Origin of the sequence: Paenibacillus caseinilyticus (assembly GCF_027533645.1) — a bacterium.
In the GTDB taxonomy this organism is placed as follows: Bacteria; Bacillota; Bacilli; order Paenibacillales; family NBRC-103111; genus Paenibacillus_G; species Paenibacillus_G caseinilyticus.
In genome coordinates this window covers 411839-424375 of the sequence record NZ_JAQAGY010000003.1, presented here as the reverse complement: position 1 = coordinate 424375, position 12537 = coordinate 411839, and the positions used below count along the sequence as shown (strand labels likewise).

General features: G+C 54.7%; 12 protein-coding genes. 7 read left to right on the top strand and 5 right to left on the bottom strand.

What is annotated here, in order from left to right:
* The first annotated feature begins 61 nt into the window (after nucleotides 1-61).
* A complete protein-coding gene (gene serC / locus O9H32_RS07380) occupies nucleotides 62-1150 on the top strand; it encodes a 3-phosphoserine/phosphohydroxythreonine transaminase (protein ID WP_269865281.1) in 1089 nt (362 codons plus the stop codon).
* A gap of 261 nt (nucleotides 1151-1411) precedes the next feature.
* On the opposite strand, the gene O9H32_RS07375 is transcribed toward serC, so the two are convergent.
* Nucleotides 1412-2134, bottom strand: a complete 723-nt coding sequence (locus O9H32_RS07375; protein ID WP_269865280.1) for a response regulator transcription factor — start codon at nucleotides 2132-2134, stop codon at nucleotides 1412-1414.
* A 121-nt stretch (nucleotides 2135-2255) separates the two neighbouring features.
* On the opposite strand from O9H32_RS07375, the gene trmL reads away from it, so the two are divergent.
* The 3 genes from trmL to O9H32_RS07360 all read left to right on the top strand — a co-directional run bounded on the left by trmL (nucleotide 2256) and on the right by O9H32_RS07360 (nucleotide 3612).
* A complete protein-coding gene (gene trmL / locus O9H32_RS07370) occupies nucleotides 2256-2720 on the top strand; it encodes a tRNA (uridine(34)/cytosine(34)/5-carboxymethylaminomethyluridine(34)-2'-O)-methyltransferase TrmL (RefSeq protein WP_269865279.1) in 465 nt (154 codons plus the stop codon).
* Nucleotides 2721-2878: 158 nt separating this feature from the next.
* Nucleotides 2879-3133, top strand: coding sequence for an AbrB/MazE/SpoVT family DNA-binding domain-containing protein (locus O9H32_RS07365; protein WP_269865410.1), 255 nt, complete (start codon nucleotides 2879-2881; stop codon nucleotides 3131-3133).
* Between the two features lie 335 nt (nucleotides 3134-3468).
* On the top strand, nucleotides 3469-3612 hold the full coding sequence (locus O9H32_RS07360; protein ID WP_269865278.1) for a hypothetical protein: 144 nt from the start codon (nucleotides 3469-3471) through the stop codon (nucleotides 3610-3612).
* Nucleotides 3613-3954: 342 nt separating this feature from the next.
* Here O9H32_RS07360 and O9H32_RS07355 read toward each other — a convergent pair whose 3' ends face one another.
* From O9H32_RS07355 to O9H32_RS07340, 4 genes are read right to left on the bottom strand one after another with little or no spacing between them, the layout of a single operon-like run.
* The gene (locus tag O9H32_RS07355; protein WP_269865277.1) at nucleotides 3955-5028 is read right to left on the bottom strand and encodes a phosphodiester glycosidase family protein; all 1074 of its coding nucleotides are present in this window, start codon (nucleotides 5026-5028) and stop codon (nucleotides 3955-3957) included.
* A 22-nt stretch (nucleotides 5029-5050) separates the two neighbouring features.
* Complete coding sequence (locus O9H32_RS07350) at nucleotides 5051-5485, bottom strand: ABC transporter C-terminal domain-containing protein (RefSeq protein ID WP_269865276.1); 435 nt, start codon at nucleotides 5483-5485, stop codon at nucleotides 5051-5053.
* A complete protein-coding gene (locus O9H32_RS07345) occupies nucleotides 5482-7104 on the bottom strand; it encodes a response regulator (protein WP_269865275.1) in 1623 nt (540 codons plus the stop codon). Before O9H32_RS07345 ends, O9H32_RS07350 begins: the two co-directional genes overlap by 4 nt.
* Entirely contained in the window at nucleotides 7101-8840 is a 1740-nt protein-coding gene (locus O9H32_RS07340; protein ID WP_269865274.1) for a cache domain-containing sensor histidine kinase, read from the bottom strand. The genes O9H32_RS07345 and O9H32_RS07340 overlap by 4 nt, the downstream gene beginning before the upstream one ends.
* 235 nt (nucleotides 8841-9075) lie before the next feature.
* Here O9H32_RS07340 and O9H32_RS07335 point away from each other — a divergent pair, with 235 nt between their 5' ends.
* The 3 genes from O9H32_RS07335 (at nucleotide 9076) to O9H32_RS07325 (ending at nucleotide 12464) form a co-directional block, all read left to right on the top strand.
* Nucleotides 9076-9957 carry a carbohydrate ABC transporter permease gene (locus O9H32_RS07335; RefSeq protein ID WP_269865273.1) on the top strand — a complete coding sequence of 294 codons (882 nt, stop codon included), beginning with the start codon at nucleotides 9076-9078 and terminating at the stop codon, nucleotides 9955-9957.
* Complete coding sequence (locus O9H32_RS07330; RefSeq protein WP_269865272.1) at nucleotides 9957-10790, top strand: carbohydrate ABC transporter permease; 834 nt, start codon at nucleotides 9957-9959, stop codon at nucleotides 10788-10790. Before O9H32_RS07335 ends, O9H32_RS07330 begins: the two co-directional genes overlap by 1 nt.
* Before the next feature lie 366 nt (nucleotides 10791-11156).
* The gene (locus O9H32_RS07325) at nucleotides 11157-12464 is read left to right on the top strand and encodes an ABC transporter substrate-binding protein (protein ID WP_269865271.1); all 1308 of its coding nucleotides are present in this window, start codon (nucleotides 11157-11159) and stop codon (nucleotides 12462-12464) included.
* Nucleotides 12465-12537: the final 73 nt, after the last annotated feature.

Here is a 12537-nt window from a genome sequence, read left to right as displayed (position 1 = left end):
TGATACGCGGCAACCTTTGCTATCATATCCATATCATATGAAAAGCGAGGGTGTTTTAATCGTGACTAAGCGCGCTTATAATTTCAATGCAGGTCCCGCCGCGCTTCCCTTGGAAGTGCTGCAGCAAGCACAGGAGACATTCGTCGATTATAACGGCATCGGCATGTCTCTCATGGAGATTTCCCACCGGAGCAAAGAATACGAAGCGCTGAATGCGGAAACAGCATCCCTCCTGCTTGAATTGCTCGGAATCCAATCTGGGTATCAAGTGCTCTTCCACGGCGGTGGAGCCAGCATGCAGTTTGCCCAGATTCCATTGAACTTCCTGAAGCCGGGTACGGTAGGAAGCTATCTGATTACAGGCAGCTTCTCGGAGAAGGCTTACCAGGAGGCTCAAATCGTTGGAGAAGCCTCCATTGCGGCTTCCAATAAGGAAGGCAAGTGGAGAAGTCTCCCTAAAGCGAGTGACATCGTTATTGATCCGAAGTCGGCTTATGTACACATGACGACGAACAATACGATTGAAGGTTCGCAGTGGTCGGACATTCCTGATACGGGCGGGATCCCGCTCATCGGAGATATGACCAGCGGCATTCTCAGCCGGCCGATCGATGCGAGCAAGTTCGGGATGATTTATGCAGGCGCCCAGAAGAACCTCGGTCCTTCCGGCGTGACGGTAGCCGTGATCCGGGATGATCTCCTGCAGGAGGAACCGAAGCACCTGCCTGTGATTCTTCGTTACACGACACATGCGAAGAATCAATCTCTCTACAACACCCCGCCGGTGCATTCCATCTACATGGTGAACCTGGTATTGAAATGGGTGAAGGAACAAGGCGGCGTGGAAGCCATGGAAAAACGCAATGTGGCGAAGTCCCAGCTGCTCTATGACGTCATCGACAGCTCAGGCGGCTTCTACACGGGGAACATTGATGCGGACAGCCGCTCGATCATGAACGTCACGTTCCGTCTGTCCAGCGAGGAGCTCGAGAAGCAGTTCGTGAAGGAAGCGAAGGAGCATAACTTTGTAGGCCTGGCCGGTCACCGCAGTGTGGGAGGCATCCGTGCTTCCGCTTACAATGCCGTGCCGCACGAAGCTTGCCAGTCGCTTGCCGAATTCATGAAAGAGTTCCAGCAGCGCAACGGCTAAGAGGACAAGCAGTCTTCCGCAGGACCTACCCAACGGTGCTGCAGGGAGGCTGTTTTTGTTAGCGTCCGGATGGAGGACGACCGGTGATGCCGTAAGGACAGAGAGGCGAAAAAAACAAGCGCATCTGGGATCCAGTGCGCTTGTTCGTGCGGGGAGATAATCGAGGACACAGCAGGTTGTTCGGGGCGGGCCCAAGGACAGGCCTGCCCGCGCGATCCGATAGGGGAGCCGGGGGCGGCAAGGGGAGAGCGGAGGAGGAGGTTAGCCTTGGACGAGGACTTCTTTGACGGCAGGCTCCGTCAGTTTGTAACCGACGTTACGAATCGTTACAATATATTCGGGATTGCGTGCGTTCGTCTCGATCTTGTCACGCAAATGCGAGATATGCACGTCGACGATCCGGGTATCGCCGAGGAAGTGATAGTCCCAAACGCCATGCAGCAGCTGCTGTCTGCTAAGGACTTTGCCCCGGTGCTTGCACAGGAAGAGCAGCAGATCGAATTCCTTCGGCGTCAGGTCGATATTCTGGCCTTTGACCTTGACCTCCCGCTGGTCTGGTTGGACGACAATCTGGCCTATAGTTAATGGTGTATTCTCAGAGGTAGAAGGCAGGGTCTGAATGCGCCGGATGATGGCTTGAATGCGGGAGATCAGTTCCTGCGGACTGAAGGGTTTCGTCATGTAATCGTCCGCCCCGTTGTCGAGCCCCGCGATCTTGTCGGTGAGATCCTGCATAGCGGTCAGCATGATGATAGGGACGAGATTGTTCTGGCTTCTCAGCTTCCGGCACACTTGAATGCCGTCCATCTTAGGCAGCATCAGATCGAGCACGATCAGATCCGGACGGAAATGTTGGATGGCGCCAAATACGGCCTCGCCGTCATAGACGCAGTGAACTTCGAATCCGACAAGCTTCAAATTGAACTCTATGAGCATCGAGATCGAAGGTTCATCGTCAACGACAAGAATTTTCTTCTTCATCATTCCGAATAATCTCCTTTTGTGTAACACTAGGATAAAGTTATTATCTCAAGCCACTATCATCTTCGTATTAAGAAAAGGTAAAAACTGTGTTAAAATTGCAGAAATAGAGAGGAAAGGCGACATGGCTTTTCATATCGTATTGGTAGAACCAGAAATTCCGGCAAATACCGGGAACATCTCGCGAACCTGCGCCGCTACGGGAACTTGGCTTCACCTCGTACGTCCGCTAGGCTTCGACACGGACGACCGCACATTAAAACGGGCAGGCCTCGATTACTGGCACAGCGTCAAGCTGGAGTATCATGATTCGTTCCAGGAGGTCAAAGATCAATACCCGGACGCCCGGTTTTTCTTCGCTACAACCAAAGCGCAGAAGCTCTACACGGATATCGAGTTCCGTGACGGCGATTTTCTCGTGTTCGGCAAAGAAACGAAGGGACTCTCCCCCGACATCCTGGCGGCCCACCCGGAGCAGCTGATGCGGATGCCGATGACGGAGGCTGTACGTTCGCTCAACCTTTCCAACTCTGCGGCGATTGTCCTGTTCGAAGGACTGAGACAGACCGGATTTCAAGGCCTGCGGTAGCCCCAGCCAGCGCTGAAGCCTATCCTGTAGAGCCGCTTATTTGAAGAAAGCGGCATGTTCTGAGGAAATCTGGCGGATTGGGGAAGGAATTTTCATCACAGTGTCGAATCCTATGTAGGGGAACTCAAGGCATGTGTGAAAAGTGAGGTGAATTGATGATGAAACCGGCAGGTGTAGTAAGAAAGGTCGATCAACTGGGAAGAATTGTGCTTCCCAAGTCGCTGCGCAAACGATACCAAATGAACGAAGGAGATCCTGTCGAAATTTTGGTGAGCGGAGATCATATTATCTTGGAGCGGTACCGGCCGCGCTGCGTCTTCTGCGGCTCCATGGATCACGTCAGCGACTTTAAGGAACGTCATATATGTGCCGAATGTTTGGGCGAGATGCATCTTCTGAAGAATAACGGATAGATCTCTCTGTGGCACTCATCGAATGTACGCTAAAAAGCACTGCAGTTTTTCCCCCGGCCTCTTGCCGGTGGGGAAAGCGGCGGTGCTTTTTTGCTAAGCCAAAGGGGGGCGACAAGGTATTTGTCATGGCGGCAGGAGGATGGGTCTGCAGGAATAGGACTAAAGTTGCTCTGCAGGAAGAAAGGAAAAAAAGGGGTTACGGCGGATTTGTAACGATGCTGTAACGGAAGGTGTGTTAAAATAGGATCAAAAGAGAAGACGGTTCTCCTGAAAGAATCGCTCGGGTAGTACCGTTGTAGGGTAGAGAAAAAGATCGAAGAGGGATGGGAAGCCATATGAGAACTGAAAGTACGGTGAAGGTGAAGCTGGAAGTCAAAGAGGTTCTGAAGCAGCTCGGGCTGTGCGGGGTGCGGTGGGAGTCCGTTCGGGGCAGCGAGGCCGAAGTGAAGGCGGACGTCCGCATTGGAAGGAGATCCTGAACTACTCCAGAGTACGAGCTTTGAAATGCATGCGCAAATACGGGAATCAAAAAAATAGGCTGGAACATAACGGCATGAGCGATAGAATATTCTTCGCTCATGCCGTTACGGTTCCAGCCTATTCGTTGTGTCCGCCCCGGCAGGCCGAGGCAGGCTGCCGTTTACAGACCCTTCGTCTTATCTTCGTTATAAGCGGCTGTAAGCATCGCAACGATGAACAGCAGGAAAATGGTCATCATAATCCAAAATGTAGCTGACATGCGGCAGCACCTCCGCCCTATATTATAACCAACGATGTTCCAAAAGAAAACTTATAAATCTGTGAACAATTCGGCTAGCATCTCACTGAAAGAATAAGAAGTGGGTGGAGAGCGGCCGCAGCCGGCCATCCGACGGATGATTGATGACCTGCCCGTCGAAGATCAAGGTCGAGGAGCCGCCGCCGTCCAGGTTGTAGGCATCCTGGATCCCCAAGGCGAGGAGCTTGTCCTGCAGCTCAGGAAGGGTTGCTCCCGAATTGCCGTTCTCGTCATAGCCATCCGTCACGAGGAAGAGCAGCTGGTCGTTCTTGAAGCTGCCTACAATCGTCCGCGGCGCACGTGCTGGCGAGGTCAGCCACTGGGAAGGTATCGGCTGCTTGACCCCGCCGCGCAGCAGAACGGGTACGAAGGTGGCGCCGAATTCCGGCTGCAGCTTGTCGAGATCCTCCTGCCTCGAGAACTTGCCGCCGATGAGCTTCCGGTCTTTGTTCAGCCCAATGAAAGCGAGGTCTTCGAACGTGGGCTCGAAGCCATATACATACTTGCCGCCGACCATGGTCGTACTGAGCGGGTACCGCTTCCCGGTCTTGGCGTCGTCGGCAAAGCCGCCGGCATTCACCCCGGCCACCGCCCCGTAGCGCTTCACCGCCTCAAGCGTGGTCTCGCTGCCACCCACCTCATCCTTGCCCAGCACCATCCTCATCCCTTGATCGGAGGGGAGCGAGACTTTCAGCGCATAGCCGGTATATTGGCTTTCCTGGAAAGTGTACAGCTTCAGATCCACATTCGGCGACGCTGCGGCCCGGGAAGGGCCTGTTCCGAGCTTAGCGCCGAAGCGGGAATCGAAGACGGCTGCGGGACGCTTGGCGGCGGCAGCCGCCGTCTTCACCATGGAGGAGGCGACGGCTGTACTTTGGGCATACAGCTCGTAGTAGTTCTGAACGGTCGTACGTGTCAGTGCGGCATCCGTACGGCTGCGGTCCAGCAGAGACAGGGTAGTCTCCATTCCTTCCCGGAGACCGGGCTCGGCCGCCGCAGGCAGCGTCCGCTCCGGCAGGTCGATGGGAAGCGCGGTGAGCGTAAGAAAGAGCATCCCCCCGAGAAACGGAGCCAGTGCCAGCAGCATCAGGCGGTTGATGCCCTGAGCGGGATTCATGTCTGGAGTTCACTTCCTTTTATCATTGCAGCGCATCCAGCTGCTTTTGCAGCTCTTCCAGTTTCTTTTGTAGATCAGAGAGCTGGGTGTATAACTGGTTGCTGTTATCGGTCTTGGTGCTCGCGCTGTCTTTGGTGAACGCCAAGAGTTCGTTCACGGAATCGATCTTCGTCTGCAGCTTGGCCATATCGCCGGTGAGGGTGTCTTTGAGCTGGGAGATCTGGCTCTCGTAGCCCTGCTGCACCGCCTTGAGTCTCTCATCCGTCTGGGCGGCAATATCACTTGCGATCTGTGCGCGCAGATGGTCGGTATACAGCTTGGCTCCGAAGGCGCCGCCGCCAACCAGAAGCAGCCAGAACAGGAATAACGCGAGATAAGTTCTGCGTTTCTTGCGGGTTCCCGGCTCGCCGGTACGGATTCCACTGCCCCGTATCCCCGGCTCCAAGGGGGTATTCATGACGGGTTCACCTTCCTGTATTCGTTCGGTGAACTGCCCACCATCTTCTTGAACACTTTGCTGAAATATTTCTCATCCTCATACCCGACCATTTCGGCGACTTGTGAGATGCGAAGGTGGGGATTGAGCAGGAGCAGCTTGGCCTTGTCGATCCGGATGCCGCTGACATAATCGGAGAGGTTCACGCCGAACTCCTGTTTGAATTTGCGGGAGATATACTCGCGGCTCAAGAAAAAATGTCCGGCAATTTCCTGCAGGGTGATGTCCTGATGGTAATGGTTCTGAATGTATTTGGAAATTTCAAAAATCACATTGCTGTCCTGATGCTGCTGCGTCAACAGCTGGCGGGACAATTCGATCAGGTTCACCGTAAGCTGCCCTTCCCACTGCTCCAGGGAGAGGGCGCCGTGCTCGTCCAGCGGAACGATGAAGGGCGAACGGTCGCTGCCGCCGGCGGGGGCCGGGGCAGAGGACTCACCAAGCAGCTCCGAGACCCAGCGGTTCTTGATCGCGGTATACTCGTGCCGCCACATCTCGAGCTGCTCTACGTCGATGGAGGGGAGTTCGCGAACCGCGGCGATCCACTCGCCGACAGCACGGCGGATCTGGTCGGCGCTTCCGCTGCGGACGGCGAGCTGAACGGGTTCGGCATACGCCGAGAAGGAGAGCAGCTTGGCCGAGGCAGCGCCCGGGAGGCTGAAGACATGGACCCCCTTCGTTCTAGACAGCAGATTGCGTCCGCGCAGGGCCCTGCGTGCTTCATCATAGGCAGCCGGCAGCCCCGAAGGGAAGGCATGGGTGAGGGAGAGGCCCACATCCAGGGTGCTGCCCAGCACGGCCAGCAGACTGCGCTGGATCTTCTGCAGGAGCTCCTCCGACGCCGGAAGCTCTTCATACAGCAGGACCAGTACCTCGTTGTCGCTGTTCCAGTTGCGGTAAGCGATTCCGGTACGCCGGCCTTCTTTGAGCACCTCGTTCGCGATATTGGTCAGGGAGAAATACAGCAGATCCGTATTGCGGTCGAACTTTCCGCGGAGGATGGAGCTCATCGTATCCAGGCTGAGGATGGCGACCCGGCATTCCCGGGTACTCTGTCCCAGCCCGAACTCCTGCTGGAGCGCCAGGGAACAGGCTTCATACCCGGCAGGCTCCGCTGTCAGGCCGGAGAGCATCTTCTCCCAGTACACTGGCTTGAATTGGTTGCGCTCGATGTTCCTCTCGGTCTGCAGAAGCCGGTCGGCTTCATCCCGCTTCCATGCGGTTACTGCCTTATCCACCGCATTATAGAGCTGCTGCGCATCGATGGGCTTCAGGATGTAATCAATACCGCCGGACTTGACGGTATGGCGGACGAATTCAAAGTCGTCGTGTCCGCTGATGACAATCGTCTTGCCTTCGGGGTAGTTCAGTTGGAGCCAATCGAGCAGCTCGGTGCCGCTGCGCAGCGGCATCATCATGTCCGTGAAGATCAGCTGGGGTTTATGCTCCAATATCAAATCGGCCGCGTCGAGCCCGTCTTGGGCCTCGAGAATGTTGGCGATGCCGAAGGATTCCCAGGGGACCAGCAGTTTGATGGCTTCTCTGACATGCTTTTCGTCATCTACGATGATGGCAATCACGGTGTCTTTCCTCCTAGCGGTATGGACGGAAAGCGGAGGGTAATCCGCAGTCCGGTAGGTTGGCGGTGTTCCGGCAGGAGCTCCGCATCCAAGTTAAAATGAAGGGCCAGCCGGTTCTTGACGTTCTTCAGCCCGATGCTTTCTCCCACAGAGCCTTCTTCGGCGGGGTCGGACACGGGGTCGTCCTGCGACAAGCGGAGCAGGAGCTCTTTCAGCGCCTCTTCGCTCATGCCGCGCCCGTTGTCTTCTACGGTCACTTCGATCCGTCCGTCTTCGAGCAGCCTGGAGGTGAGCAGAAGCTCTCCGGGATTCTCGCGGGGATCGAACCCGTGCTTGAAGTAATTCTCGACCAGCGGCTGGAGGGTCATCTTGGGCAGGATGCAATCGTAAGTTCCTTCCTCTATATGATAACCGACCGTGAGTTCGTTCTCAAAGCGCTGCTGCTGCAGCTCGAGATAAGCTTTGACATGCTCTACCTCCTTGCGCAGAGAGACCAGGCTCTCGCTCGTATTCATGCTGTAGCGCATCATCTTCGCGAGCGTGGAGATGAGGTGATACACCTTCGGCGCTTGATGCTGAAGGGCCAGTGTGCCGATCGACTGCAGGGAGTTGTACAGGAAATGCGGGTTGATCTGAGCCTGCAGCGCTTTGAGTTGATTCGTCTTATTAGCGAGCCCGAGCTTATATTCGCGGGTAATCAGGTCGTTGATCGTATCCATCATGAGCCGGAAGCGGCGGGCGAGAATGCCGATCTCGTCCTTGGTCCGCACCTGAATGTCCACATCCAGCTGCCCGGTCTGGATGATATTAATATACCCGATGAGTTCCTTGATGGGACGAGTGAAGCGCACCGAGACCCAGAGCGTCAATCCGGCTACCACAAGCAGCAGGACGCCCAAAATAACGAATTGGATCTGCGTCAACTCTCTTGCGCCGCGGTAAAGTTGTTCATAGGGAACTTTTTTGACCAAATACCAGTTCATATAAGAGGTTTCGATCTTCTCGTAAAGGTGGATGCTTGTCGGATCTTCCATCGTCCCGTGAGCGGCGGAGGACAGCAGCATCGGCTCCACCCAAGGCTCATTCAGCTTGTGGCCGTGCTTCATGCCGGGAATGCTGGAGTAGATCAAGGTTCCTTCGTTGTCGAGCAGGTACGCTTCCTCCTGCTCATTCAGAAGCTGGGAAATCAGCCCCGACAGGGTGTCGAGGGAGAAGTCCACCGACAGGCTGCCGATAAGTTCCATGGAAGGAACCCGGTAGATGGCCCGGTGTATAGACAGAACTTCCCTGGGGGTAAAGTAAGGTAAAAGCGCCAGTCCGTAATCATGGCTGGTATGGGTCGGTTCTACCACCGCTTCATAAGAACCCGGCCGGATTCTCGGATTGAGCGGCATGCTGACTTCCGGGCTCGGCCGGATGACCGTGTTGTTGGTAAGAAGAAAGGACCGGTCTTCCCCGGGATTGCGGTCGAGCAGGTTCATGTATACCTGGAACACTTCCCGGTTGACGGCAATGGTGCGGATCAGGTTCTTGATCTCCGCCTCGCTCTGATATCCCCGGAAGCCGAGATCCATCAGACGGATGAATGACGGATTCTTATAGACACTGAAAGACAGATCGACGAGCTGATTCATGTGATTGACGAGATTGATCCGGCTCTGCACAAGCAGATTGGTGTTTTCCTGGATCGCTTTCTCTTTCACGGACTGCTTCGTATAAGCATTCGTCACGATCATGGACGTTACGATAGGAGCAATGGTTGCAATCAGTAAAACTACAATTAATTTGAAACGAAGCGAATTTCGGCCCACACCGGTCTCCTTCCCCGCGTCTCCCGGACGAAAGGTCAATATTTTACACCTAACGGTTCATCATTCTCAGTGTTGGGAGAGGGGCTCTTTTTTGTATACTCTGTACTATAGACAAAAAGCAAAGTAAAAAAAAGTGCGAATTTTAAAGGAGGAACATACGATGAATCGACGAAAATCGGCAGACTGGCTCGAACAGCTCGTGTTTGTCGGACCAGCTTTCATCTGCTTTGCGTTGATTGTGATCGTGCCTTTTTTCCTCGGGATGTATTACTCGTTCACTGACTGGAATGGGGTCTCGGGCAAAGTATCGTGGAGCGGTCTAGATAACTTCAAACAAATCTTGTTCAATGATCCGGATTTCATGAAATCCTTCTGGTTCACCGTCCGGTTCTCGGTCGCGGCCGTGATCATATCGAACGTACTGGCTTTCACTGTCGCGTTGATCTTGACGCGTCCGCTGAAGCTGCGCAATACCCTGCGTACCGTCTTCTTCCTGCCGAACGTGATCGGCGGCCTGCTGCTCGGCTTCATCTGGCAGTTTATCTTCGTGAAGGGCTTCCCGGCGATCGGGCAGCTCACGAACATTCCGTTCTTCAACCTTCCTTGGCTCGGGGACGAAATAACGGCCTTCTGGGGCATCGTCATCGTCTTCGCCTGGCAGACAGCCGGTTACTTCATGGTCATCTATATCGCCGCACTCATGAATGTGCCGAAGGATATCATGGAAGCCGCGCAGCTTGACGGCGCCAAGCCTTGGCAGCTGCTCTACCAGATCATTGTGCCGCTGATCATGCCGGCCGTGACGGTATGTCTGTTCCTGGCGATCTCGAACGCCTTCAAGATGTTCGACCTCAACTTGTCGCTTACCAAGGGCGGACCGTTCAAGTCGACGGAATCCGTCGCGCTCAACATCTACACGGAAGCGTTCCAGAACAACCGCTTCGGTCTCGGTACGGCGAAAGCCTTCCTGTTCTTCATTGTCGTAGCGATCATTACCACCATTCAAGTGCGCATCACGAAAAGCAAGGAGGTTGAAGTGTAATGGAAACACCGCGTTATTCCATCCGTACATTCAGCCTAGAGATTATTGCGGTACTGCTCGGCCTCGTGTTCCTGGTTCCGTTCTACTTCGTCATCGTGAACTCGTTCAAGACGTTCGCGGACCTGCTCACCGATCCGACGTCCCTGCCGGCCACCCTCATGTGGGATAACTTCGTCAGAGCGTGGAAGATTCTGAAGTTCCCTACGGTGCTCACGAATTCCCTGATCATCACGGTTATCGCCAACCTGGCGATTGCCTTCCTGAGTGCCATGGCAGCCTACCGGATGGTCCGCCATCCGAACAAGCTGAACAACCTCTTGTTCCTGGTCTTCGTCGCGGCAATGGTTATCCCGTTCCAGTCGATCATGATCCCGCTGGTCCGCGTAGCGAAGACCGTCGGATTGTTCGACAGCATCTTCGGTCTTGTGATTTGCTATATCGGCTTCGGAGCACCGCTCTCCATCTTCATGTTCCACGGGTTCATCAAATCGATCCCGATGGAGATCGAAGAATCCGCAGTGGTGGACGGAACAAGCACCTACGGCACGTTCTTCCGCATCGTGCTTCCGCTGCTGAAGCCGATCGGCGTTACGGTTATTCTGCTCAATTCCCTTTGGATCTGGAATGACTTCCTTCTGCCGTTCCTGATCCTTCAGAATCCGACGCTGAAGACGATTCCGCTGGCAACGAACACCTTCTTCGGGCAGTACACGAAGCAGTGGGACCTCGCACTCGCGGCCCTTGTGCTCGGAATCATCCCGATCGTCATCTTCTTCCTGGCGATGCAGCGCCATATCATCGAAGGGATTACGGCAGGGTCGGTCAAGGGCTGATCATGGGCTGTAATCGTCACTCAAACCCAGACCCGGCGGGAGGGATTCCCGCCGGGGGAAGGCGATGAATAGTTTCGCATAGACCGGCCTCGGGGCCGGTTTTTGTATGGAGAGCAGCGGAGCGCTGCCGATTCAATCTAGTACATAGCGGTTACTAAACTTGTGAGTGAGGGATCATCCGAGCTTCAAAAAAAGGGGGAGAATTGTCCTCTTTTGAACCCGCTGAATGAAAGCGTGGTCAATTTGTTCCACCTTTTTGTTCAATATCCTCGGTGTTGGGTTCACCTGCCAGAATTTATAATGGGAATTGTAGACACACTATTCGTGAACATCAACAGAGTCTACCAATAAAGGGAGGGTACACCCATGAAACAAGGATTCAAGAAGGCAACAGCCCTTTCGCTGAGCGCGGTTCTCCTTGCAGGACTGGCTGCAGGCTGCGGCGGGAATACAGACAAAGAGCAGACCCCGGCTGCCAGCGGAAAGGATGCAGGAGGCAAACAGGTTACGCTGAAAATTTTCCAATTCAAAGTGGAGATTAACGAAGCGCTCAACCGCCTCAAAGATGAATACGAGAAGGCGAATCCGAACGTGAAGCTGCAGATCGAAACGGTCGGCGGCGGCGCGGACTATGGCGCGGCCCTCAAAACAAAGTTTGCTTCCAGCGATGCGCCGGATATCTTCAACGTCGGCGGCTACCGCGAGATGGATACATGGATGGAGCACCTCGAGGACCTGTCCGACCAGCCTTGGCTGAAGGACGTTGTTCCGGCTGCAAAAGAACCAATGACCAAAGACGGCAAGCTCTATGGTATGCCGATGAATATCGAAGGCTACGGCTTCGTATATAACAAGGAGCTGTTCGCAAAAGCAGGCATCACCGAAACGCCGAAGACGCTCTCCCAGCTCGAAGATGCGGCGAAGAAGCTCCAGGCGGCAGGCATCACGCCATTCTCCAACGGCTACGGCGAATGGTGGATCCTCGGCATTCATAACCTGAACGTCGCGATGGCCCGTCAAGCGGATCCGAACAAATACATCGCCGGCCTGTATGACGGCTCCCAAAAATTCGGCGGACCTGTGTTCGACGAGTGGACGAAGCTGATGGACCTGACGCTGAAGTACGGCCAGGCTAACCCGCTGACGACGGACTACAACACCCAAGTCACTAACTTCGCAAGCGGCAAAGCGGCTATTATGCAGCAGGGTAACTGGACTCAAGTACAGATCGACAAGATCAACCCGAACCTGAAGCTCGGCGTGCTTCCGATGCCGATCAACGAAGATGCGGCAGCGAACGACAAGCTCTTCATCGGCGTTCCGAACAACTGGGTTGTCAACAAGAACTCTGCGGTGAAGAAAGAAGCGAAGGACTTCCTGAACTGGCTCGTAACTTCCGATATCGGCAAGCAGTACATGACGAAGGAATTCAAGTTCATTCCGGCGTTCACGAACATCACGGCGGACGAGAAGGACCTCGGCACGATCGCTACCGACCTCATGAAGTACAGCAAAGAAGGCAAGACGCTGAGCTGGAACTGGCCTAAATACCCGGATGGCGTAACGAACGAGCTGGGTGCGACGCTGCAGGCTTATGTTGCAGGCAAAGTCAACAAAGATCAAATGTACACGGACTTCCAAAAAGCTTGGGATAACCTGAAAGCGAAGAAATAACAGCGATTCGCCGCGGATATCCCCGCCTGGTCTTACCAAACGAAGCCTCAGCCCCCCGGCTGGGGCTTTTTGG

Bases quoted from the DNA above. Each gene is read 5' to 3' on its own strand.
- O9H32_RS07325 (WP_269865271.1), top strand. From the start codon at position 11,157: ATGAAACAAGGATTCAAGAAGGCAACAGCCCTTTCGCTGAGCGCGGTT.
- O9H32_RS07360 (WP_269865278.1), top strand. From the start codon at position 3,469: ATGAGAACTGAAAGTACGGTGAAGGTGAAGCTGGAAGTCAAAGAGGTT.
- O9H32_RS07355 (WP_269865277.1), bottom strand. From the start codon at position 5,028: ATGAATCCCGCTCAGGGCATCAACCGCCTGATGCTGCTGGCACTGGCT.
- trmL (WP_269865279.1), top strand. From the start codon at position 2,256: ATGGCTTTTCATATCGTATTGGTAGAACCAGAAATTCCGGCAAATACC.
- O9H32_RS07340 (WP_269865274.1), bottom strand. From the start codon at position 8,840: ATGATCGTGACGAATGCTTATACGAAGCAGTCCGTGAAAGAGAAAGCG.
- O9H32_RS07350 (WP_269865276.1), bottom strand. From the start codon at position 5,485: ATGAATACCCCCTTGGAGCCGGGGATACGGGGCAGTGGAATCCGTACC.
- O9H32_RS07375 (WP_269865280.1), bottom strand. From the start codon at position 2,134: ATGATGAAGAAGAAAATTCTTGTCGTTGACGATGAACCTTCGATCTCG.
- O9H32_RS07335 (WP_269865273.1), top strand. From the start codon at position 9,076: ATGAATCGACGAAAATCGGCAGACTGGCTCGAACAGCTCGTGTTTGTC.
- O9H32_RS07330 (WP_269865272.1), top strand. From the start codon at position 9,957: ATGGAAACACCGCGTTATTCCATCCGTACATTCAGCCTAGAGATTATT.
- O9H32_RS07365 (WP_269865410.1), top strand. From the start codon at position 2,879: ATGAAACCGGCAGGTGTAGTAAGAAAGGTCGATCAACTGGGAAGAATT.